The sequence below is a fragment of the Streptomyces sp. NPDC012935 genome (assembly GCF_042900345.1).
Lineage (GTDB): Bacteria > Actinomycetota > Actinomycetes > Streptomycetales > Streptomycetaceae > Streptomyces.
Window position 1 is genome coordinate 57,191 of the sequence record NZ_JBIBBC010000003.1, and the last position, 21,728, is coordinate 78,918.

22 protein-coding genes are annotated in these 21,728 nt (G+C 71.7%); 12 read left to right on the forward strand and 10 right to left on the reverse strand.

The window, feature by feature from the left end; genetic code table 11:
• Positions 1 to 8: 8 nt before the first annotated feature.
• From ACFY5C_RS09140 to ACFY5C_RS09150, 3 genes are all read right to left on the reverse strand, one after another.
• Positions 9 to 851 (reverse strand): oxygenase MpaB family protein, encoded by an 843-nt coding sequence (locus tag ACFY5C_RS09140; RefSeq protein WP_389442348.1) that lies wholly within the window; start codon positions 849 to 851, stop codon positions 9 to 11.
• 9 nt (positions 852 to 860) lie between these two features.
• Entirely contained in the window at positions 861 to 2,072 is a 1,212-nt protein-coding gene (locus tag ACFY5C_RS09145; protein ID WP_389442350.1) for an acyl-CoA dehydrogenase family protein, read from the reverse strand.
• A gap of 124 nt (positions 2,073 to 2,196) precedes the next feature.
• A complete protein-coding gene (locus ACFY5C_RS09150; RefSeq protein WP_389442352.1) occupies positions 2,197 to 2,580 on the reverse strand; it encodes a ferredoxin in 384 nt (127 codons plus the stop codon).
• 140 nt (positions 2,581 to 2,720) lie between these two features.
• Here ACFY5C_RS09150 and ACFY5C_RS09155 point away from each other — a divergent pair, with 140 nt between their 5' ends.
• Positions 2,721 to 3,077 (forward strand): DUF6479 family protein, encoded by a 357-nt coding sequence (locus ACFY5C_RS09155; RefSeq protein WP_389442354.1) that lies wholly within the window; start codon positions 2,721 to 2,723, stop codon positions 3,075 to 3,077.
• A gap of 27 nt (positions 3,078 to 3,104) precedes the next feature.
• On the opposite strand, the gene ACFY5C_RS09160 is transcribed toward ACFY5C_RS09155, so the two are convergent.
• A complete protein-coding gene (locus ACFY5C_RS09160) occupies positions 3,105 to 3,308 on the reverse strand; it encodes a hypothetical protein (RefSeq protein WP_389442355.1) in 204 nt (67 codons plus the stop codon).
• Complete coding sequence (locus tag ACFY5C_RS09165; protein WP_389442357.1) at positions 3,305 to 3,457, reverse strand: hypothetical protein; 153 nt, start codon at positions 3,455 to 3,457, stop codon at positions 3,305 to 3,307. The genes ACFY5C_RS09160 and ACFY5C_RS09165 overlap by 4 nt, the downstream gene beginning before the upstream one ends.
• Before the next feature lie 81 nt (positions 3,458 to 3,538).
• On the opposite strand from ACFY5C_RS09165, the gene ppk2 reads away from it, so the two are divergent.
• Positions 3,539 to 4,342, forward strand: coding sequence for a polyphosphate kinase 2 (gene ppk2 / locus ACFY5C_RS09170; RefSeq protein WP_389442359.1), 804 nt, complete (start codon positions 3,539 to 3,541; stop codon positions 4,340 to 4,342).
• A gap of 57 nt (positions 4,343 to 4,399) precedes the next feature.
• Here the strand turns inward: ppk2 and ACFY5C_RS09175 are convergent, their stop codons facing one another.
• The 4 genes from ACFY5C_RS09175 to ACFY5C_RS09190 form a co-directional block, all read right to left on the reverse strand.
• Positions 4,400 to 5,299, reverse strand: a complete 900-nt coding sequence (locus tag ACFY5C_RS09175) for a universal stress protein (RefSeq protein ID WP_389442360.1) — start codon at positions 5,297 to 5,299, stop codon at positions 4,400 to 4,402.
• 129 nt (positions 5,300 to 5,428) lie between these two features.
• Positions 5,429 to 7,909: a glycoside hydrolase family 65 protein gene (locus ACFY5C_RS09180; protein ID WP_389443361.1), complete on the reverse strand. Its 2,481-nt coding sequence runs from the start codon at positions 7,907 to 7,909 to the stop codon at positions 5,429 to 5,431.
• Positions 7,909 to 8,682, reverse strand: a complete 774-nt coding sequence (locus tag ACFY5C_RS09185; RefSeq protein ID WP_389442362.1) for an HAD family hydrolase — start codon at positions 8,680 to 8,682, stop codon at positions 7,909 to 7,911. The genes ACFY5C_RS09180 and ACFY5C_RS09185 overlap by 1 nt, the downstream gene beginning before the upstream one ends.
• A 470-nt stretch (positions 8,683 to 9,152) precedes the next feature.
• On the reverse strand, positions 9,153 to 10,019 hold the full coding sequence (locus ACFY5C_RS09190) for a LysR family transcriptional regulator (protein ID WP_389442364.1): 867 nt from the start codon (positions 10,017 to 10,019) through the stop codon (positions 9,153 to 9,155).
• Positions 10,020 to 10,087: 68 nt separating this feature from the next.
• Here ACFY5C_RS09190 and ACFY5C_RS09195 point away from each other — a divergent pair, with 68 nt between their 5' ends.
• Positions 10,088 to 11,029, forward strand: a complete 942-nt coding sequence (locus ACFY5C_RS09195) for a DMT family transporter (protein ID WP_389442366.1) — start codon at positions 10,088 to 10,090, stop codon at positions 11,027 to 11,029.
• A gap of 89 nt (positions 11,030 to 11,118) precedes the next feature.
• Here the strand turns inward: ACFY5C_RS09195 and ACFY5C_RS09200 are convergent, their stop codons facing one another.
• The gene (locus ACFY5C_RS09200; RefSeq protein WP_389442368.1) at positions 11,119 to 11,784 is read right to left on the reverse strand and encodes a GntR family transcriptional regulator; all 666 of its coding nucleotides are present in this window, start codon (positions 11,782 to 11,784) and stop codon (positions 11,119 to 11,121) included.
• A 95-nt stretch (positions 11,785 to 11,879) separates the two neighbouring features.
• On the opposite strand from ACFY5C_RS09200, the gene glyA reads away from it, so the two are divergent.
• The 9 genes from glyA to ACFY5C_RS09245 all read left to right on the forward strand — a co-directional run bounded on the left by glyA (position 11,880) and on the right by ACFY5C_RS09245 (position 21,673).
• A complete protein-coding gene (glyA, locus tag ACFY5C_RS09205; protein ID WP_389442370.1) occupies positions 11,880 to 13,214 on the forward strand; it encodes a serine hydroxymethyltransferase in 1,335 nt (444 codons plus the stop codon).
• Positions 13,211 to 14,431 (forward strand): sarcosine oxidase subunit beta family protein, encoded by a 1,221-nt coding sequence (locus ACFY5C_RS09210; protein ID WP_389442372.1) that lies wholly within the window; start codon positions 13,211 to 13,213, stop codon positions 14,429 to 14,431. Before glyA ends, ACFY5C_RS09210 begins: the two co-directional genes overlap by 4 nt.
• Before the next feature lie 23 nt (positions 14,432 to 14,454).
• Entirely contained in the window at positions 14,455 to 14,754 is a 300-nt protein-coding gene (locus ACFY5C_RS09215) for a sarcosine oxidase subunit delta (protein ID WP_383597760.1), read from the forward strand.
• Positions 14,751 to 17,615 (forward strand): sarcosine oxidase subunit alpha family protein, encoded by a 2,865-nt coding sequence (locus ACFY5C_RS09220; protein WP_389442374.1) that lies wholly within the window; start codon positions 14,751 to 14,753, stop codon positions 17,613 to 17,615. The genes ACFY5C_RS09215 and ACFY5C_RS09220 overlap by 4 nt, the downstream gene beginning before the upstream one ends.
• A complete protein-coding gene (locus ACFY5C_RS09225) occupies positions 17,608 to 18,231 on the forward strand; it encodes a sarcosine oxidase subunit gamma (RefSeq protein WP_389442377.1) in 624 nt (207 codons plus the stop codon). The genes ACFY5C_RS09220 and ACFY5C_RS09225 overlap by 8 nt, the downstream gene beginning before the upstream one ends.
• 256 nt (positions 18,232 to 18,487) lie before the next feature.
• On the forward strand, positions 18,488 to 18,769 hold the full coding sequence (locus tag ACFY5C_RS09230) for a LysE family transporter (protein WP_389442379.1): 282 nt from the start codon (positions 18,488 to 18,490) through the stop codon (positions 18,767 to 18,769).
• An 850-nt stretch (positions 18,770 to 19,619) separates the two neighbouring features.
• Entirely contained in the window at positions 19,620 to 20,612 is a 993-nt protein-coding gene (gene dhaK, locus ACFY5C_RS09235) for a dihydroxyacetone kinase subunit DhaK (protein WP_389442381.1), read from the forward strand.
• A gap of 46 nt (positions 20,613 to 20,658) precedes the next feature.
• Complete coding sequence (gene dhaL / locus ACFY5C_RS09240; protein WP_389442384.1) at positions 20,659 to 21,258, forward strand: dihydroxyacetone kinase subunit DhaL; 600 nt, start codon at positions 20,659 to 20,661, stop codon at positions 21,256 to 21,258.
• Positions 21,251 to 21,673, forward strand: coding sequence for a PTS-dependent dihydroxyacetone kinase phosphotransferase subunit DhaM (locus tag ACFY5C_RS09245; protein WP_389442386.1), 423 nt, complete (start codon positions 21,251 to 21,253; stop codon positions 21,671 to 21,673). The genes dhaL and ACFY5C_RS09245 overlap by 8 nt, the downstream gene beginning before the upstream one ends.
• Positions 21,674 to 21,728 lie beyond the last annotated feature (55 nt).

Here is a 21,728-nt window from a genome sequence, read left to right on the forward strand (position 1 = left end):
ATGGCGAGCTATCGTCCGAGTTTGTACGGTGCCGGGCGCGAGCCGGGGCCGAGTCGTGCCATGGCGCGCAGGATGTGTTTGGGCGGGAGTTGCCAGCGCAGACGTGCGGGAACAGCGCGCAGCAGGGTGCCCGTGGCACGCAACTGACGGGTGACGGTGGCGGGTTCCGGCACCGGTCTGCCGTACAGCTCGTGGGCGTACGGCGGCAGAGCGGCGTACGCCAGCTGCGCCACGCGCCGCCACAGCACCTCGCGCGCCGGGACGAGAAGGGGATGCGTCGGCGGGCGGAGCAGGAAGTCGTCCACCGCGCGTGCCTCGGATCCGCACGCGAGCTCGGGCCGCACCTTGTCGAAGTACGCCGCCATCTCGGCCTGGTTGGCCGGTACGGCGTCGGGGTCCAGGCCCACCAGGCGGGCGCTGACGCGGTGTTCGTCGATGTAGCGGTCGGCCTGCGCGTCGGTGAGGCGGAAGCCGGAGCGCCGCGCGACCTGCAGATACGAGTCGATCTCCGCACAGTGCACCCACAGCAGCAGCTCGGGCTCGTCGACACCGTACCGCTCCCCCGTGTCCGGGTCGGTGGCGCTCAGCATGCTGTGGATCTTCCGCACGCGCGCGCCGGCCTTCTCGGCGGCCTCGGTGGTGCCGTACGAGATCGTCCCGACGAAGTTGGCGGTGCGCAGGAGGCGGCCCCAGGCGTCGTGCCGGAAGTCGCTGTTCTGCATGACGCCGCGGACGGCACGCGGATGGAGGGCCTGGAAGTAGAGCGCGCGGATTCCGGCGACCCACATCATGGGGTCGCCGTGCATCTGCCAGGTCACGGAGCTCGGGGTGAACAGCCCGGGATCGCCCATGCCCGCAGGCTAACGCCGTACCCTCGGCATCCCCAGCCCGATCCACGAGATGATCTCCCGCTGGATCTCGTTGTTGCCGCCGCCGAAGGTGAAGATGACGGCCGAGCGGTAGCCCCGCTCCAGTTCGCCGTGGAGCACCGCGCCCGCCGACCCCTCCTTCAGGGCGCCGGGTGCGGCGACGATCTCCATCAGCCAGGCGTACGCGTCCCGGCGCGCCTCGGAGCCGTAGACCTTCACCGCGGAGGCGTCCTGTGGGGTGAGCGTGCCGTCCTGCACGGCGCTCACCATCTTCCAGTTCAGGAGCTTGAGCGCGTCGAGTTTGGCGTGGGTCTGGGCGAGCCGGCGGCGCACCCAGGGCAGGTCGACCACCCGGCGGCCGTCGGCGAGCTTGGTCTCCATGGCCCAGCGCTGGACGTCGTGCAGCGCGCGGATGGCCATCGTGCCGTGGGCGGCGAGCGTGACGCGTTCGTGGTTGAGCTGGTTGGTGATCAGGCGCCAGCCCTGGTTCTCGGCGCCGACGCGGCGGGAGACCGGGACGCGGATGTTCTCGTAGTAGCTGGCGGTGGTGTCGTGCGAGGCGAGGGTGTTGATGAGGGTGCAGGAGTAACCCGGGTCCGTGGTCGGGACGAGGAGCATGGTGATGCCCTTGTGCGGCGGGGCGTCCGGGTCGGTGCGAACGGCCAGCCAGACCCAGTCGGCGGTGTCGCCGTTGGTCGTCCAGATCTTCTGCCCGCTGACGACGTACTCGTCGCCGTCGCGCACGGCTCGTGTCCGCAGGGCGGCCAGGTCCGTGCCCGCGTCGGGCTCGCTGTAGCCGATCGCGAAGTCGATCTCGCCGGAGAGGATCTTCGGCAGGAAGTACGCCTTCTGCTCCTCCGTGCCGTACTGCATGATCGTCGGGCCGACGGTGTTGAGCGCCATCAGCGGCAGCGGTACGCCCGCCTGGGCCGCCTCGTCGAAGAAGATGAACTGCTCGATCGCGGTCAGACCGCGTCCGCCGTACTCCTTGGGCCAGCCCACTCCGAGCCACCCGTCCGCGCCGAGCCGCCTGATCGTCCGGCGGTAGTGGCGCTTCTGGGCGGCCGGGTCGGTGATGGGGGCACCTCCCACGCCTTTCGGGCTGTGGGGGAGGGTCTGCGCGAGGTCCGGCACCAACTGGGCGAAGTAGTCGCGCAGTTCGGTGCGCAGCCGCTGCTGCTCGGGCGAGTATTCGAGATGCACGGCGCCTCCAGGCTCCCCAAGGCCGGTCCTGTCGGCGCACACCGTAGAACGTGTTCCAGAAATTGGGAATGGCGAGGAGCGACGGGATGCGGTGCGGCCCGCTGCGGCGCGGCGGTGCAACCCGTCAGTCGAGCGTGCTCATGAAGTCCGTGCAGGCCCGTGCGCAGTCCCGGCAGGCCTTCGCGGCGTCCTCGGCGCCCGGGTGCCCGTCGAAGACGTGCGCGCACTCCAGGCACACGGACCGCGTCCACTCCAGCTGGACCCGCAGGGCCGCCTCGGCGTCCCCGTCCATGCGGCCCTGCTCGGACAGCACACGGCAGGTCGCGTCGCACACCTCGGCGCACAGGATGCCCTTGCGTCGCACGAGGTCCTGATCCTCGGCCGCGTCCGGGTCGACGAGGCTCGCTCGCAGGGCGCAGGTCCGGGCGCACTCGGTGCAGGCCTGTGCGCACGCGAAGCGGTCCTCGAGGAACTGGACGAGCTCTTGCTGGGATGCTGTCGATGTCACAAGGGGCGGGTAGCCGGAGCCGGGCGCACCAAACCCCGACTCTCTCGCCCGGCAGCCGGGCGTTCCAGCTGGTCGCGGCAAACGGGTTCTTCAGGGTTGCCGGACGTGTTCATCGAGGTGCCAGGGGTACCCGCGAGCCCATGGACACGACTTGGATGGACATCGCCGCAGCTCGGGGCGCGCTCGCCGTCGGGTTGCTCGTCGCCGGTGTGGTCGTCGTGGCGCTGCTCATCGGCGCCTTTGTCCTGGGCGCCCGGATCAGGCGCCGGGAACCGCGTCCGCCCCGTCCGGAGGAACAGCCCAGGCTGCCCGACGGGGGCCCGGTCCACGAGGTCCGGGAGCGCCGGGAGCCCGCCGAGGTGCCCAAGAGCGACCAGCGGGTCACCCCGCACGACCTTCCCGCCCACGGCAACATGCCCTCCCGGACCAGCCCGTCGCAGGAACGCCCGCGCTGGAGCGAGGGCGGGAGCGGATCGTTCGGCAGCGGCGGTACGTGACGCCGCGACCGGCGGAGGACCTGCGCCTCACCCGGTGTGGCCGGTCCCGTCGACGAACCGTCGTGCCAGGTCGCGATGGTGCTCCACCACCCCTGCGACCTGGGCGCCGGTGACGGTGGCCCCCGGCATGCCGCCCAGTCGTGCCATCTGCTCGGCGAGGCTCAGGTGCTCCGCGCGGGCGTGCCGACGACAGGCCAGGCAGGTGACGCTCTCGGGCCGCGGTGAGGTCATCGCGAACGGCACCGCAGCCCGCAACCGGTGGCGACCCTCTCCGGCAGATCGCCTACCAGGCCGAACGTGCCGGCCAGAAGATCGCGCACGCGGGCGTCGTAGCGGGTCGCGCTCTGTTCGACGTGGATGTGCGGATCGACACCGTCCATGCGCCCATCCTGCCAGTGGGCGTGCGACGCCCGCCGCCGGTCAGTACGGTGCTGTTCTGGCGTTCGAAGCTGGGAGGCGGCATGGCCGGCAACAAGGCGGAGAAGCTGCCGCGCAAGGCGTACGAGAAGGAACTGCTGCGCCTGCAGCTGGAGTTGGCGAAACTGCAGGAGTGGGTGCGGGCCGAGGGCGCCCGGCTGGTCGTGGTCTTCGAGGGGCGGGACGCGGCGGGCAAGGGCGGCACGATCAAGCGGGTCACGGAGCACCTCAATCCCCGGGTCGCGCGGATCGCGGCGCTGCCCAAGCCGACCGAGCGCGAGCGGACCCAGTGGTACTTCCAGCGGTACATCGGGCATCTGCCCGCCGCCGGGGAGATCGTGCTGTTCGACCGCAGCTGGTACAACCGCGCCGGTGTCGAGCACGTCATGGGCTTCTGCACCAAGGAGGAGTACCAGCTCTTCATGCGCCAGTGCCCGGTCTTCGAGCGGATGCTGGTGGAGGACGGGATCCTGCTGCGCAAGTACTGGTTCTCGGTGAGCGACGAGGAGCAGCAGGAACGCTTCCGGCGCCGGCTTGAGGATCCCCTGCGGCGCTGGAAGCTGTCCCCTATGGACCTGGAGTCTGTCGCCCGCTGGGAGGAGTACTCGCGGGCCAAGGACGAGATGATGGTGCACACCGACATCACCGAGGCGCCCTGGTACGTCGTCGAGAGCGACGACAAGCGCCGGGCCCGGCTGAACATGATCGCCCACCTGCTGGGCTCCGTGGCGTACCAGGCGGTCCACCCGCCCGAGCTGGACCTGCCCGAACGTCCGGAGTCGACCGGCTACCGGCGGCCGCCCCGCGATCTGCGGAACTACGTCCCGGACCATGCGGCGAGCCTGTGAGCCTCACTCCCCGCCTGAGCCTCACTCCCCGCCTGAGCCTCACTCCCCGCCTGAGCCTCACTCCCCGCCTGAGCCTGACTCCCCGCCGGACCGGACGACGGCGACCGGGCACTGCGCGTGGTGGAGCAGGGCCTGACTGACCGAGCCGAGGAGCAGCCCGGCGAACCCGCCCCGGCCGCGCGCCCCGACCACGACGAGCGCGGCGTCGGCGCTGGCCTCGACGAGGGTGTGGCGGATCCGGCCGCGCACCAGCCTGCGGCGCACGACGACGTCCGGGTACCGCTCGCGCAGTCCGCCCAGCGCCTCGGCGAGCACGCGCTCCTCCTCGTCACGCAGCCGGCCCTCGTCGTACGTCACGAAAGGCGGGTCGGCGGGACTGTCGTAGGCCCGCTCGGACCGGGTGCTCCAGGCGTGCAGCGCCACCAGGTCCGTGCCGTGCGCGGCCGCCACGGCGAAGGCGAACTCGACGGCTCCCCGTGCCGCGGGCGAGCCGTCGACGGCGAGGAGCACGGGCCCCTCCGGGTCCGGCCTGCCGCGCACCACAAGCACGGGGCAGGCCGCGTGGGCGGCCATATGACCGGCGGTGGAGCCGAGCAGCAGGGCGCCGAATCGGCTGTGGCCACGGCTTCCCACCACCGCAAGGGACGCGGTGCGCGACTCGATCTCCAGCACCGTCACCGGTTCCCCGACGACGACGTCCCGCGTGATCTCGACGTGCGGCGCCAGCTCGCGCGCGCGCTCCTCGGCCTTGGTGAGCGTGCCGTCGATCAGCTCACGCATCCCGGCGCCGCTCGGCTCCCAGGGCCGGCCGCCGTGCGGGATGTGCGCGGCCGGCCAGCCGAAGGCGTGCACCAGCCGCAGCCCCACGCCGTGCAGTCCGGCCTCGCGCGCCGCGATCTCCACGGCCGCCATGCTCGACGGCGAACCGTCCACCCCTACGACAACCGGGCCGTGCATCGCGCTCCCCTTTCCGCGCGGTATCCACCTTCTACGCAGGATCCGCGAGGGCTGTCCTTCCAGCCTCTCCCCGTCGGCCGCTTCCCGCACCGGGCCGGCGTCACGAATTCGAAGCCGACGACGAGCCGGTCAGTCGGGCAGGACGAAACGCCCCGTTCCCCCGGGGGGCAGCGACACACCGCGACCCGGCAGCCGCACGTCGATCGGTGAGCCGTCGGAGGACGGGACCTCGATCTCCAGCAGCCCGCGTTCCAGGCGCAGCCGTACACCCCAGTGCCCCTGGTAGCGCAGGGGGAACCCGTAGGAGGACAGCTCTGGCAGCGGTACGGGGTCCAGCCACAGGGCGCCGCCGCGGGTCTCCAGGCCGGTCAGTCCGCGCTGTACGAGGTCGAGGGTGCCGGCCATGGCGCCGAGGTGGATGCCCTCGCCGGTGGTGCCGCCCTGGACGTCGGCGATGTCGCCCTGGAGGGCCTCCTGGACGAACTTCCACGCCTCGCTGCGCCGGCACCGGGCCAGGACCCAGCCGTGGACCAGCCCGCTGAGGGTGGAGCCGTGGCTGGTGCGGTGCATGTAGTAGTCGACGGTGCGCTGCCACATGTGCTCGTCCAGCCGGACGCCCAACCGGTGGAACAGACTGCCCAGTTCGGACGGGGCGAAGAGGTAGCCGAGCATCAGCACGTCGGCCTGCTTGGAGGCCTTGTAGCGGTTGACGGTGTCACCCTCCGCCTCCAGGATCCGGTCCAGCCGCCGGATGTCGCCGTAATGGCCGCGGTAGCCGTTCCAGTCGAGCTCGGCGAGGTCGCCGTAGCCCGCGAACTGGCTGATGACGTCGTCGTGGAAGGGGACGTGGAGGGTGTGCGAGACGTCGTCCCACCGTTCGAGCTCGCCGACGTCCAGTCCGGTGCGTTCGACGAGTTCGCGCCGACGGGGCTCGGGCAGGCTGTCCAGCAGCTCCAGCGTGCGGGTGAGCACCCAGGCCGCGGTGACGTTGGTGTACGCGTTGTCGTCCAGGCCGGGTGCGCCCGCGTCCGGGTACGCCTCGTGGTACTCGTCGGGGCCGACGACGCCCTTGATGCGATGGCGGCCCAGGCTGTCGTCGTAGACGGCCTTGTCCGCCCAGAAGCGTGCGATCTGCAGGAGCATCTCGGCGCCCTTGGTGTGCAGGAACTCCATGTCGCCGCTCGCCTCGCAGTACTGCCACACGTTGTACGCGATCGCCGAGCCGACGTGATGCTGGAGCCGGGAGTGGTCGGGCAGCCAGCGTCCCGAGCGCGGGTTGAGATGGAGCTGCTGGGTCTCCTCACGGCCGTCGCTGCCGCTCTGCCAGGGGTACATCGCGCCCTTGTGACCTGCCGCCCTGGCGCTGGTGCAGGCCTGTTCGAGGCGCCGGTGGCGGTGCCGGAGCAGGGCGCGGGAGACCTCCGGGAAGTGCATGTTGAGGTAGGGCAGCACGAACAGCTCGTCCCAGAAGACATGGCCACGGTAGGCCTCGCCGTGCAGTCCGCGGGCGGGGACGCCCACGTCGAGGTCGGCGGTGTGCGGGGAGAGCGTCTGCAGGACGTGGAACAGGTGCAGCCGCAGGATGCGGCCCGACTCGCCGGGGATGTCGAGCGCGGCGCGCCGCCAGAGCTGGGCCCAGGCGGTGAGGTGCGACCCGACCAGGGTGTCGAAGCCGGGGGCCCGGCCCACCCGGTCGACGGCGGCGTGGAGCGGGTCGCTGATGGCCGGGTCGCGGGAGGTGTGCAGGGCGACGGTCTTGTCGACGGTGACGGTGCGGCCAGGGGGCAGGTCGATGGTCAACCGCTGGATGGCGTACGGCCGTTCGTGGCTGCTCGTGACCGCAACGTCGGCGTCGGTGGTCAGCCTGGAGGCGATACCGATCCGGATGTCGGAGGTGCGGGTGCGGCAGCGCAGCCAGACCGTGTCCGGGGCGGCGGTGCCGGAGTGGATGTGCGTCAGATGGCGGCCGTCGAGGTCCCGGTAGCGGGCCACGCCGGAGTTGGTGACGCCCCCGTCCAGGGCCGCCTCCACTTCGAGCGGGCCGGAGAATCCCTCGGCCGTGAACTCGGTGCGCAGCGCCGCCAGATGGGGGTCGGCCATGTGCACCAGCCTCTGCTGGCGCACCGTCAGCACCCGGTCGTCGCCGAGGCCGTACCGCGTCCGGCGTTCCAGCAGCCCCACGGACAGGTGCAGCATCAGCCGGTGGTCGAGCACGTCCGCGGTGTCGGGGACGATCCAGTCCCCGTCAGGGAGGCGGAAGCGCAGGGGCAGCCAGTTCGGGACGTTGACCATGTCCTCGTTCTCGACCTTGCGGCCCGCGATCTTGGAGGTGAGCCGGTTGTAGATGCCCGCCACGTACGTCCCCGGATAGTGCACGTCGTCGGCGACGCACTCGGGCAGCGCGCCCCGGCTTGCGAAGTAGCCGTTGCCGAGCGTGCACAGCGATTCCCGCAGTCGTTCGTCACGGGGCTTGTAGCCCTCGTACTCCCAGCTCCAGCCCGTTCCGTCGATCTGCGAGCCCAGATCCGTGCCATCGGCCGCCGAGATCAGCCCTGCTTCCTCGGCCGCCGAGCTCAGGGCAGCTCCCTCGGCTTCCAGGCTCCGGTCCATCACGTCGGCGCTCCTCCCGCGCAGAGTTCTGCGAGGTCCCGTACGACGATGTCGGCGCCGTGCCGCAGCAGCCGCGCCCCGGTCTGCGCACCTGCGGTCCGGTCCACGCCGACCACCAGGGCGAATCCGCCGCGCCGGCCCGCCTCCACGCCCGCCAGGGCGTCCTCGACGACGGCGGCCTGACCGGCGGGGGCGCCGAGCCGGCGGACCGCCTCCAGGAACAGGTCGGGCTGCGGCTTGCCCGCGAGGCCCAGACGAGCCGCCTCACCGCCGTCCACCAGGGCGTCGAACAGGTCGAGCACTCCGGCCCGCTCCAGCAGCTCACCGGCGTGCCGGGACGCGGAGGCGGCCGCCCGGGGCACGCCCGCCGCGCGCAGGGCCCGCACCAGCCGTACGGTCCCCGGGTAGGCGTCGACGCCGTGCTCGCGCAGCCGCTCGGTGAAGAGGCGTTCCTTGTCCTCGGCGACGGCACGCACCGTCTCGTCCGAGGCGTCGATGCCGCGTGCGGCGAGGAAGGCCGCGGCGCCGTCGAGGCGGGACCTGCCGTCCACATGACGCAGATAGTCGTCCCCCACGTCGAAGGGGCGGCGCTGATCGGGGTCCTCGGGCGGGTGGGCGTGCAGGTAACCGTCGAAGGCCACTTTCCAGGCAGCTGCGTGCACCCGGGCCGAGTCGGTGATCACTCCGTCGGTGTCGAAGACGACGGCGTGCACGTCGCGCAGGGCGGGGGCGAGCGCCTCGCGCGCCCGGTCGGGGGTGAGGGGACTGTGCATCACTCACCCCCGCCGCGGCAGGCCGGCATCAGGGCCGGGTGTGCGGCAGCGCCGCGCGCATACGGCATCCGGGGGATGGCCGCGTGCACCGGCGTCACAGAACGCGAACCGCACGGCGCCCTCACCTCCAGTGGACTGCGCTCCCGCGCCCGGCGGGATCCGCTCATGGGTACCCGCCGGGCTCGCGTTGTCACCTCCTGACACCGCTACCGCCGCCTCCCGCCGCCGCAAGCCGCCTCACTCCGCCTCCCGCCGCCGAGTGCGCCGACGGGCCCTGGCGCATCAGCCGCGCGCATGGTGTGCTGGAGGTGACGGGAAGGACCCAGACCGGCGCGGGGAAGCGGATGACGGCCGTGCACCGCGCAATCAGGATCCGCGAGAAGTGGATAGGGCCCTTCCCGCCCCCGTGTCCTGCTCCGCCCAGTGTCCTGCTCCACCCCCGAGATGTCGCCCGCGCGCCCGTGCGTGCGTCAGTCGCCGCGGTACAGCGCTGTGAGCAACTCGATCGCAGCCTGAGCTGCGGGATGCGGGTCGTCGCGCCACCAGGCCAGCCGTACGGCGATGGGTTCGGCGTCCCGCAGCGGCCGGTAGACGACGCCGGGGCGCGGGTACTGGTGGGCGGTGGCCTCGGCGGTCATGCCGACACACCGGCCGGTGGAGATCACGGTGAGCCAGTCGTCGACGTCGTGCGTCTCCTCGGTCGCCGGACGCGATTCGGGCGGCCACAGGTCGGTCGTGGTGGTACCGGTGCGGCGGTCGACGAGCAGGGTGCGTCCGCAGAGGTCGGCCAGCCGGACCGAGCGGCGCCGGGCCAGCGGATCGTCGGCGGCCACGGCGCACAGCCGCCGCTCGAGTCCGACGATGGCGGTCTCGAACCGCCGGTCGTCCACCGGCCTGCGCACGACGGACAGATCGCAGGCTCCTTCGCCCAGACCCGCGGTGGGCGAGTTGGCGCGGACGAGCTGCAGGTCCGTGCCGGGGCGGGCGGCGGCCCAGCGGCGCTGGAAGGCCGGTGTGTGCCGGCCGAGCGCCGCCCAGGCGTAGCCCATCCGCAGCCGGGCGTGCCCGGAGGCGGCCTCCCGGACCAGGTCGTCCACCTCGCCGAGCACCCGTCGGGCGTGCGCCAGGACCCCCAGCCCGGTCGCCGTCGGGGTCACCTCGCGGGAGGTCCGCCGCAACAGCCTTACGCCCAGGGCACGTTCGAGCGAGGCCAGCGAGCGGGAGACGGCCGCCTGGGAGACACCGAGGGCGATCGCGGCGTCGGTGAACGTACCCTCGTCGACGATCGCGACAAGGCAGCGCAGCTGCCGCAGCTCCAGATCCGTGACCCGATCCATGAGTCAAGCGTATAGATGGCTCTGCGGACGCATTTTGCGCAAAGATCAAGTGGTCGCACGATCGGCGCATGCGCACCCGTTCCGCACCCGCGCCCGCCACCGCGCCCGCGTCCCTTCCTGCGTCCGCGCCTGCTCCGGCGCCCATACCCACGCTCTCCTTCGATGGCCGCAAGCAGACCGGCGAACGTCTCGCCGGAGTGGCCACGATGGTCGGCAGCGGACTGTCCACACAGACCGGCGCCGCGATCGGCTCCCTCGCCTTCCCGGTCCTCGGCCCGGTCGGTGTCGTCGCGGTGCGCCAGTACGTCGCCGCCGCCGTCCTGCTGGCCGTGAGCAGGCCGAGGCTGCGTTCGTTCACCTGGAGTCAGTGGTGGCCGGTCGCGGCGCTGGCCCTGGTGTTCGGCACCATGAACCTCTCGCTGTACTCGTCGATCGAGCGCGTAGGCCTGGGGCTGGCGGTGACGCTGGAGTTCCTAGGCCCGCTCACCATCGCTCTGGCCACGTCGCGCCGCCGCGTGGACGTGTGCTGCGCGGTGATCGCCGCGGCCGGTGTCGTCATCCTCATGCGCCCGCAACCTTCGACCGACTACGTCGGGCTGGTCCTGGGCCTGCTGGCGGCCGTCTGCTGGGCGTCGTACATCCTGCTCAACCGGACCGTCGGCCGGCGCATCCCCGGAGCCCAGGGCGCGGCCGCCGCGTCCGGCATCTCCGCCGTGATGTTCCTGCCGATCGGCGTCGTCATCGCCGTCCAGCACCCGCCCACGGCCGACGCCCTGGCCTGCGCCGTCGCCGCCGGGCTCCTCTCCTCGGCCGTGCCGTACCTCGCGGACCTGTTCACCCTCCGCCACGTCCCGGCCCGGGCCTTCGGTCTGTTCATGAGCGTCAACCCGGTCCTCGCTGCCGTGGTCGGCCTGATCGGTCTGGGTCAGGACCTGGGCGGGCTCGAGTGGGCGAGCATCGGCGCCATCGTCGCGGCCAATGCGTTGAGCATCATCACGTCACGGGACTGACGCGGGGCGGCCTTGAGGTGATCGGGGTCGTGCAGCGCGGGAACGTGGACGCGCGAGTGCCGCCGCATGCACCGGTGGCCCCGCGTGGATCAGATGGCCTCGCGGATGGCCCGTTCGAAGCCCTCGACATGGCTGCGGGCGAGCTGGGCCGCCTTGTCGGGGTCACCGGCGACGATCGACTCGACCAGCGGTCCGTGCTCCTCGACATGGCCGGCCATGTCGGACAGGCGGTCGACGAACAGGCACCAGATGCGGGTCGCCAGGTTGTCGTGGCGGACGAGGGTGTCCTCCAGGTACGGATTGTGCGTGGCGGCGTAGATGGCGCGGTGGACCTGAAGGTCCAGGTGCATGAGTTCGGCGGCGGCGCGCTGCCGCGGCCCCTCGCTCTCCAGCTCCACCCGCAAGGCCGTCAGGACTGCCCGGTCCGCGGCCGTCGCACGGCGTGCGGCCTGGGCGGCGGCCAGGGGTTCCAGTTCCAGGCGCACTTCGGAGATGTGGGCCAGGTCGGTGATGTTGACGTCGGTGGCGAAGGTGCCGCGTCGGGGGTAGGTCGTGATGAGCCGCTCATACTGGAGCCGCTTGAGCGCCTCTCGCACCGGCGTCCGTCCGACGCCGAGCGACTGCGCCAGCTGGTCCTCGTTGATCGGCGCTCCCGGGCGGATCTCGAGCATGACGAGCCGGTCGCGGATGGCGCGGTAGGCCCGCTCGGCGAGGGACACTTCCTCGCCTCTCGGCGCGGTCGCCACGTTCTGCATGAAAGCCCCCTTGACCTGTCCGGCGAGCTCTCATACCGTACAGCAGAGGTTGATATATCAGTTGCTCATTAGTTGGCTCCCAGGATGGTGCACAGATGGCAGCGAACCCGTCGATCACCACGTCCACCTCTCCCCTGTCCCTCCCGCTGAGCGAGCTCGACCCGGATGTCGCCGCCGCCGTCGACGCGGAGCTCCGACGGCAGCAGTCCACCCTGGAGATGATCGCCTCGGAGAACTTCGCCCCGGCCGCCGTCATGGAGGCCCAGGGCTCGGTGCTGACCAACAAGTACGCCGAGGGCTACCCGGGCCGTCGCTACTACGGCGGCTGCGAACACGTCGACGTCGTCGAGCAGTTGGCCATCGCCCGCGTGAAGGAACTGTTCGGCGCGGAGGCCGCGAACGTGCAGCCGCACTCCGGCGCCCAGGCCAACGCGGCAGCGATGTTCGCCCTGCTCGAACCGGGCGACACGATCCTCGGCCTCGACCTGGCGCACGGCGGTCACCTGACCCACGGCATGCGCATCAACTACTCCGGCAAGCTGTATGACGTCGTGCCGTACCACGTGCGCGAGTGCGACCTGCGCGTCGACATGGACGAGGTCGAGCAGCTCGCTCTCGCGCACCGGCCCAAGATGATCGTCGCCGGCTGGTCGGCCTACCCCCGGCGGCTGGACTTCGCCGCGTTCCGGCGGATCGCCGACGCGGTGGGCGCGTACCTCATGGTCGACATGGCGCACTTCGCCGGCCTGGTGGCCGCGGGCCTGCACCCGAACCCGGTGCCGTACGCCGATGTCGTCACGACCACCACGCACAAGACCCTCGGCGGCCCGCGCGGCGGGGTGATCCTCAGCCGTGCCGGTCTGGCCAAGAAGATCAACTCGGCGGTCTTCCCGGGCCAGCAGGGTGGCCCGCTGGAGCATGTCATCGCGGCCAAGGCGGTGGCCTTCAAGGTGGCGGCGGGCGAGGAGTTCAAGGAGCGCCAGCAGCGCACGCTGGACGGCGCCCGCATCCTCGCCGGACGGCTGCTGGCCGATGACGTGGCCGAGGCCGGGATCACCGTGCTGACCGGCGGCACCGAGGTCCATCTGGTCCTCGTCGACCTGCGCAACTCCGCGCTCGACGGGAAGCAGGCCGAGGACCGGCTGCACCGCATCGGCATCACCGTCAACCGCAACGCCGTGCCGTTCGACCCGCGCCCGCCGATGATCTCGTCGGGGCTGCGGATCGGAACTCCGGCCCTGGCCACCCGCGGCTTCGGCGAGACGGAGTTCCGGGAGGCCGCCGACATCATCGCCCAGGCCCTGATGGCGGAGCAGCTCGGCGACGAGCGCGCCGGCCTGCTGCGGGACCGGGTCGCGAAGCTCGCCGGCGCGTTCCCCCTCTATCCCCACCTGACCGGGAATCCCGACCTGATCGGAGACGCGGCATGACCGCCCAGCCGCTGCCGGAGCACCCGGACTTCCTCTGGCGCAACCCCGAGCCGCGCACCTCCTACGACGTCGTCATCGTCGGCGCCGGAGGGCACGGCCTGGCCACCGCGTACTACCTCGCCAAGAACCACGGCATCACCAACGTCGCCGTCCTGGAGAAGGGCTGGCTGGCCGGCGGCAACATGGCGCGCAACACCACGATCATCCGCTCGAACTACCTGTGGGACGAGAGCGCGGCGATCTACGAGTACGCGCTCAAGCTGTGGGAGGGCCTCCCGGAGGAGCTGGACTACGACTTCCTGTTCAGCCAGCGCGGCGTCCTGAACCTCGCGCACACCCTGCAGGACGTCCGCGAGGGCGTGCGGCGCGTCAACGCCAACCGCCTCAACGGAGTCGACGCCCAGTGGCTCGAACCGGACGAGGTCGCCAAGGTCTGCCCCATCCTCAACGTCTCGTCCCGCACCCGCTATCCGGTCCTCGGCGGCACCTTCCAGCCCCGGGCCGGTATCGCCAAGCACGACCACGTCGCCTGGGCGCTCGCCCGCGGGGCCGACGAGTTGGGCGTGGACCTGATCCAGGGCTGCGAGGTCACCGGCTTCCTCAAGGACGGCGAGCGGGTCGTGGGCGTCGAGACCAACCGGGGCCGCATCCTCGCCGGCCGGGTCGGTCTCGCGTCCGCCGGGCACAGCAGTGTGCTGGCCGAGCGGGCGGGCGTACGGCTGCCGGTGCAGTCACACCCGCTGCAGGCGCTGGTCTCCGAGCTGCACGAGCCGGTGCACCCGACGGTCGTCATGTCGAACCACGTGCACGTCTACGTGTCCCAGGCCCACAAGGGCGAGCTGGTGATGGGCGCGGGGGTCGACTCGTACAACGGCTACGGCCAGCGCGGCTCCTTCCACGTCATCGAGCAGCAGATGGCCGCCGCCGTGGAACTGTTCCCCGTCTTCGCCCGCGCGCACGTGCTGCGGACCTGGGGCGGCATCGTCGACGTCACCCCGGACGCCTCCCCGATCATCGGGACGACGCCCGTCGAGAACCTCTACGTCAACTGCGGCTGGGGCACCGGCGGTTTCAAGGCCACCCCGGCCGCCGGCTGGACCTTCGCGCACACCATCGCCACGGGCGAACCGCATCCGCTGAACGCTCCCTTCGCCCTCGAACGTTTCGCGACGGGCGCGTTGATCGACGAACACGGCGCGGCAGCCGTGGCCCACTGAAAGCCTGTTGAGAGAAGGTCACCGTGCTGCTGATCAGCTGCCCATGGTGCGGCCCCCGCGACGAGACCGAGTACCACTACGGCGGACAGGCCCATGTCCCCTACCCCGAGACGCCGGCCGACCTCACCGACGAGCAGTGGGCCGAGTACGTCTTCTACCGGGACAACCCCAAGGGACCCTTCGCCGAGCGGTGGATGCACAGCACCGGTTGCCGGCGCTGGTTCAACGTCCTGCGCGACACCGTCACCTACGAGGTGCTGAGCTCCTACCGGCTCGGCGAGCCCCGCCCCGAACTGCCCCAGGCCGGAGGGAACGACCGATGACCGACCAGCGATTCCGGCGGCGGCAGGGCGGCCGTATCGACCGTGCCCGCGTGCTGCGGTTCACCGTCGACGGGCGGGAGCTGACCGGTCACCCCGGAGACACCGTCGCCTCCGCGATGCTGGCGAACGGTGTTGTCGAGGTCGCCCCGTCGCTCTACCGCGGCCGCCCGCGCGGCATCGTCGCCGCGGGCGTGGAGGAGCCCAACGCCCTGGTGCAGATCGACGGTCCGTGCTCGGAGGGCATGCTCCCGGCCACGACCGTGGAGCTGTACGACGGGCTCTCCGCCACCACCCTCTCCGGGATGGGCCGGCTCGACCCGGCCCCCGACCCCGCCGTGTACGACAAGAAATACGTCCACACCGACGTCCTGGTGATCGGCGCCGGACCGGCCGGACTCGCGGCCGCCGCCGCTGCCGCCGGCTCCGGCGCCCGCGTGATCCTGCTCGACGACCAGCCCGAGCCCGGCGGTTCGCTGCTCTCCGGCACCCGGACCGGCCTCGACTGGGTCGCCGAGGTGCGCGCGGCACTCGGCGCCGCCCCCGACGTCGTGGTCCTGCAACGCACCACGGCCTTCGGGTCGTACGACGACAACTACGTACTGGCCCTCCAGCGGCGCACCGACCACCTCGGAGCCGATGCCCCCGACCCGTCCGAGGGCGTCTCGCGTCAGCGGCTGTGGCACATCCGGGCCCGCCAGGTCGTCCTGGCGACCGGGGCCCACGAGCGTCCGCTGGTGTTCGCCGGCAACGACCTGCCCGGGGTGATGCTCGCCGGGGCAGTGCGTTCGTACCTCAACCGGTATGCGGTGGTGCCGGGTTCGAGGGCTGTCGTCAGCACGACCAACGACAGCGCGTACGACACCGTCGCCGATCTGCACGCCGCCGGGCTGGACGTCGCCGTCGTCGTGGACGCCCGCCCGGAACTGTCCCACAGGGCCTCCGAGGTCGCCGGGGCGACCGGGGTGCGGGTGCTGACGGGCAGTGCGGTGGTGTCCGCCGCGGGCGGCGGACGGCTGACCGGAGTCACCGTGCAGGCCCTCGACGAGGACGGCGAACTCACCGGTGCGGCCGAGTCGTTCGACTGCGACCTGCTCGCCGTCTCGGGCGGGTGGAGCCCGGTGGTGCATCTGCACAGCCAGCGTCAGGGCCGGCTGCGCTGGGACGAGGAGCTGGTCGCGTTCGTCCCTGACGGGACCGTGCGGGACCAGCACGTCGTGGGTGCGGCGCGTGGGACGTACGACCTCGACGGCTGTCTGGCCGAAGGGGCACGGGCCGGTGCGCGGGCCGCGACGGACGCCGGGTTCCCGGTCCCCGTGCCGTCGCCCGGCGCTGCGCGATCCGCGCCCGGTCCGGTGCGCGCACTGTGGCTGGTCCCCGCCCCCGACGGCGAACCCGCCACCTGGGACATGCACTTCGTCGACCTCCAGCGCGACGTCACCGTCGCGGACGTCTGGCGGTCCACCGGCGCCGGCATGCGCGGCGTGGAGCACGTCAAGCGGTACACCTCGCTCGGCACGGCGAACGACCAGGGCAAGACCTCCGGCGTCAACGCCATCGGCGTGATCGCCGAGGCCCTCGGCGGTTCACTGGGCGAGATCGGCACCACGGCCTATCGGGCGCCGTACACGCCGATCGCATTCGCGGCCCTGGCCGGGCGTGAGCGCGGCGAGTTGTTCGACCCGGAGCGCATGACGTCCATCCATACCTGGCATGTCGCTCAAGGGGCGGTGTTCGAGGACGTCGGACAGTGGAAGCGGCCCCGTTACTACCCCGGGCCCGGCGAGGACATGGACACGGCCGTGGCCCGCGAGTGCCGGGCGGCCCGTGAGGGGGTGGCGTTCATGGACGCCTCCACTCTCGGCAAGATCGAGATCTGGGGCACGGACGCCGGCGAGTTCCTCAACCGCATGTACACGAACGCCTTCAAGAAGCTGAAGCCCGGGACGGCCCGCTACGGGGTCATGTGCAAGCCCGACGGCATGATCTTCGACGACGGCGTGACCCTGCGCCTCGACGACAACCGCTACTTCATGACCACCACGACCGGCGGTGCCGCCGGGGTCCTGGACTGGCTGGAGGAGTGGTTGCAGACGGAGTGGCCCGAACTCGACGTCCACTGCACCTCGGTGACCGAGCAGTGGGCGACGATCGCCGTCGTGGGGCCGCAGTCACGCGAGGTCGTCGCCCATCTCGCCCCCGACGTCGACCTGTCGAACGAGGCGTTCCCCTTCATGGCCTTCCGTGAGACCACGCTGGCCTCCGGCATACCGGCCCGTATCTGCCGGATCTCCTTCTCCGGTGAACTCGCCTACGAGATCAACGTCTCCGCGTGGTACGGCCTGGCGGTCTGGGAGGAGGTGTACGCGATCGGCCGGCCGTACGACATCACCCCGTACGGCACCGAGACCATGCACGTCCTGCGCGCCGAGAAGGGCTACATCATCGTCGGCCAGGACACCGACGGCACCGTCACCCCGCAGGACGCGGGCATGTCCTGGGTGGTCTCCAAGCAGAAGGAATTCATCGGCAAGCGGTCCTACTCCCGCGCCGACACCTCCCGCACCGACCGCAAGCAACTGGTCGGCCTGCTGCCGACCGACCGCACGACCCGGCTGCCCGAGGGCGCCCAGCTCGTCGCGCCGGACGTCTCCTTCGAGAGGGTGCCCGTGCCGATGCTCGGCCACGTCACCTCCAGCTACCACAGCCCGGCCCTCGGCCGCCCGTTCGCCCTGGCCCTCGTCGCCGACGGGAGGGCGAGGATCGGCGAGACCCTGCTCGCCCCCGTGGGCGAGGCCCTGGTGCCCGTCGAGGTGACCGACTTCGTCCTCTACGACCCCGAAGGGACCAAGCGAGATGGCTGAGCCCACGACCGACACAGGCGCCGGCCCGGTGGCATCGCGCACCAGCCCCCTGGCGCATCTGGAGGAACGGATGTGCGCCGCGACCGTCACCGGCGCCAGGGGCGTCACGCTGACCGAGCGGCCGTTCCTCTCGATGGTGAACCTGCGCGTCGATCCCGCCTCCGGGGCGGCCGACCGCGTGGCGAAGGCCCTGGGGGCACCACTCCCCCAACTGTGCGGCCACACCACCGCTTCCGACGCCCGCACCATCGCCTGGCTCGGTCCCGACGAGTGGCTCGTACTCTCCGAAGGCGCTTCCGTGGCCACCGAACTGAAGGAGGCACTCGCAACGGACCCCGGTTCGGTCGTGGACGTCTCCGCAAACCGCACCACGCTGGAGCTGAGTGGCCCGAGCGCCCGGGAGGTGCTGGAGAAGGGCTGCGCGCTGGACCTGCACCCTCGAGCCTTCGGCCCCGGCCGGGCGGTGTCGACCACGGTGGGGCCGGTAGCGGTGCTGCTGTGGCAGGTCGACGACGAGCCGACGTACCGGCTCTTCCCGCGGTCCTCGTTCGCCGACTACCTGGCCCGCTGGCTCATCGACGCGATGAGCGAGTACCGGGGGCCGGAGGTCCCCTGACAGGGCCCAGGCTTTCGTCCGGTCCCAGGGTTCGTCTCCCCGACTACGAGGAGTCAGGCAGGCTGACCGGGCTCAGGGACGACGGCCGCCGGCCCGACGGCACGATGGAGGGCCTCGCGGCAGGCCACGATGGTGGGGTGCCGGCCGCGGCCTCGTCGTACGGCGGTGAAGATACGGCGTGTCCGCTGCCCACGGATGAGTGCCGGGCCACCAATGCCTCAACCGATACCGGTGCCCGTCCCGCCGGCGGGGGCTTGTGGCGGACCGGCCTGGTCACAATGTCCTCAACCCGAAGATCATCGTCCACACCGGCCTCCTCCCCGCTCTGGCCCCGCCGCGCCTGCCCGCCGCCTGGTCCCTGACGCTCCTCGTCCTCCCCCACGCCGTCCTCAGCCGCGCGTGGCTGGGCACCTACGTGTTCCTGCTGTCCAGGGCCAGGCGCGTCCTCGAAACGCCGCGGACCCGCCGTGCGCTCGGGCTGATCACAGGCGTCGCTCTGATCGGTCTGGGCCTCGCGCTCGCGACGGCCTCCGGCTGATCGCCGATGCCACCCGGCTCGGGAAGCCACGGGCGCCGGTGGACGGCACGGCTGCGCCGCCTCCGTGCGAGGGAACTGTCACAGGAGGGAACTGTCACAGAGGGACAGCACGTTGTCGGAGAGAACGGGCGGGTTCATGATGGCCGGTCGGGCGCCTGCGCCATCAGGTGTCCGCGAGCAATCCGTGCTGCGTGATGCGCCGGTCGGTGATCGCCGGGCCGCGACGGGTGACGCCATCCGCAAGGTGGCGGGCTCGCAGTTGAGCGCTGTATACGGGGATGCGGAGCTGGTGCGTCAGGGGACATCGGCGATGGCGCCGTCCGCCGCGCGAGGAGGAGGAAGTGCCGGCCGGCGCGCGAGGAGAGGGATTGCCGGCCGCCGCGCGGGGAGAGGGAGTGCCGGCCGCCTCACGAGGAGGAGGGAGTGCCGTCCGGATGCACGACCAGGAGGCCCTACAGCTGCCACCGCACCAGGAGCGGAGGGTCGCGGGCCGCTACCTGCTGCTGTCGCGCCTCGGCGAGGGCAACATGGGAAAGGTGTGGCGGGCACGTGACGAGACGCTGCACCGCGACGTCGCCGTCAAGGTGGTGCATGCCCCCGCCGGGCTGTGTTCGAGGACGCCCGCGCGGGACAGGGGCGCGCCCTCGGTCACCTGCGCACGTGACCTTCGCTGCCGCAAGGGCGATACTGCCGACATCAGGGCTTCGGCGACGACACGCCCTGTCGCCGGAACCTCCCGAACCCACCCACGACCGCCACGGACCGCCAGGATCGAAGCCTTGCCCCACCTGCCCTGACCTGGAAAAGAGCAGGTCAGGAGGCCTGGCGCCAGTCTCACCAGGAGGTACCCATGAAGATGCTGATCAACGTCGCGGAGACCGTGGTCGCGGACGCACTGCGCGGAATGGCTGCCGCTCATCCCGAGCTGGTCGTCGATGTGGACAACCGGGTGATCGTCCGGCGGGACGCGCCCGTGGAGGGGAAGGTCGCCCTCATTTCCGGCGGCGGGTCGGGGCACGAGCCGCTGCACGGTGGATTCGTCGGTCCGGGGATGCTGTCGGCGGCGTGTCCGGGTGAGGTGTTCACCTCGCCGGTGCCGGATCAGATGGCGCGGGCCGCGGCCGCCGTGGACAGCGGGGCGGGTGTGCTGTTCATCGTGAAGAACTACACGGGCGACGTCCTCAACTTCGACATGGCCGCCGAGCTGGCCGAGGACGAGGGCATCCAGGTCGCGAAGGTGCTCGTCAACGACGACGTGGCGGTCACCGACAGCCTCTACACGGCCGGGCGGCGCGGCACGGGCGCGACCCTGTTCGTGGAGAAGATCGCCGGTGCCGCCGCCGAGGAGGGGCAGCCGCTGGAGCGGGTCGAGGCCATCGGGCGGCAGGTCAACGAGAACTCCCGCAGCTTCGGCGTCGCCCTCAGCGCCTGCACCACCCCCGCCAAGGGCAGTCCCACCTTCGATCTGCCGCCCGGAGAGCTGGAGTTGGGCATCGGCATCCACGGCGAGCCCGGCCGGGAGCGGCGCGCGATGATGACCTCGGGCGAGATCGCCGACTTCTCGGTGGGCGCGATCCTGGACGACATGACCCCGCGCAATCCCGTGCTCGTCCTGGTCAACGGCATGGGTGCGACACCGCTGTTGGAGCTGTACGGCTTCAACGCCGAGGTCCAGCGGGTGCTCGCCCAGCGCGGAGTTACCGTCGCCCACACGCTGGTCGGCAACTACGTCACCTCCCTCGACATGGCCGGCGCCTCGGTCACCCTGTGCCAGGTCGACGAGGAGCTGCTGCGGCTGTGGAACGCGCCGGTGAAGACGCCGGGCCTGCGGTGGGGTATGTGATCCGGAGCCGGACGACCGCAACGCACCTGCCATGCAAGGAGATCCAGTGCTCAACGCCGATTTCTTCCGCCGTTGGATGACGGCGACCGCCGCCTCCGTCGACCGTGAGGCGGAACGGCTCACCTCCCTCGACTCACCCATCGGGGACGCCGACCACGGCAGCAACCTGCAGCGGGGGTTCACCGCCGTCTCGACGGCGCTGGAGAAGGAGGCCCCGCAGACGCCCGGCGCGATCCTGATGCTCGCCGGGCGGCAGCTGATCTCGACGGTCGGCGGGGCGTCCGGTCCGCTGTACGGGACCCTGCTGCGCCGGACCGGCAAGGCCCTCGGGGACGACGGCGAGGTGAGCGAGGACCAGTTCGGGCAGGCGCTGCGGGCCGGGGTGGACGCGGTCATGACGCTCGGGGGTGCGGCGCCGGGCGACAAGACCATGATCGACGCGCTGGTGCCGGCGGTGGACGCCCTCGGTGACGGTTTTGCCGCAGCGCGGGCCGCGGCCGAGGAAGGTGCCCTGGCGACGACGCCGTTGCAGGCCCGCAAGGGCCGGGCGAGCTATCTCGGCGAGCGCAGCATCGGCCACCAGGATCCGGGCGCCACGTCATCGGCGCTGCTGATCGCGGCACTGGCGGAGGCGAACGGTGAGTGACGCGAAGAAGGACGAGGGACTCGTAGGCGTCGTCCTCGTCTCGCACAGCGCGCAGGTGGCCGCGTCGGTCGCCGAGCTGGCCCGGGGGCTCGCAGGCGGCTCGACGACCGTGCCGGTGGCCCCGGCAGGCGGCACCGAGGCCGGCGAACTCGGCACCAGCTCCGAACTGATCGCCGCCGCTGCCGCCTCCGTCGACCGCGGCGCCGGAGTGGCGGTCCTCACGGACCTGGGCAGTGCGGTCCTCACGGTCAAGGCCCTCCTCGCGGAGGGCGACGAACTCCCCGACAACACACGCCTGGTGGACGCCCCGTTCGTCGAGGGCGCGGTGGCCGCGGTCGTCACGGCAGCGGCGGGCGCCGACCTGGCGGCGGTGGAGGCGGCGGCTGCGGAGGCGTACACGTACCGGAAGGTGTGAAGCGGCCTGCGGCAGCCGTGGCGGCCGGGGCCCCTCGCGGGCAGTGTTCCGGCTA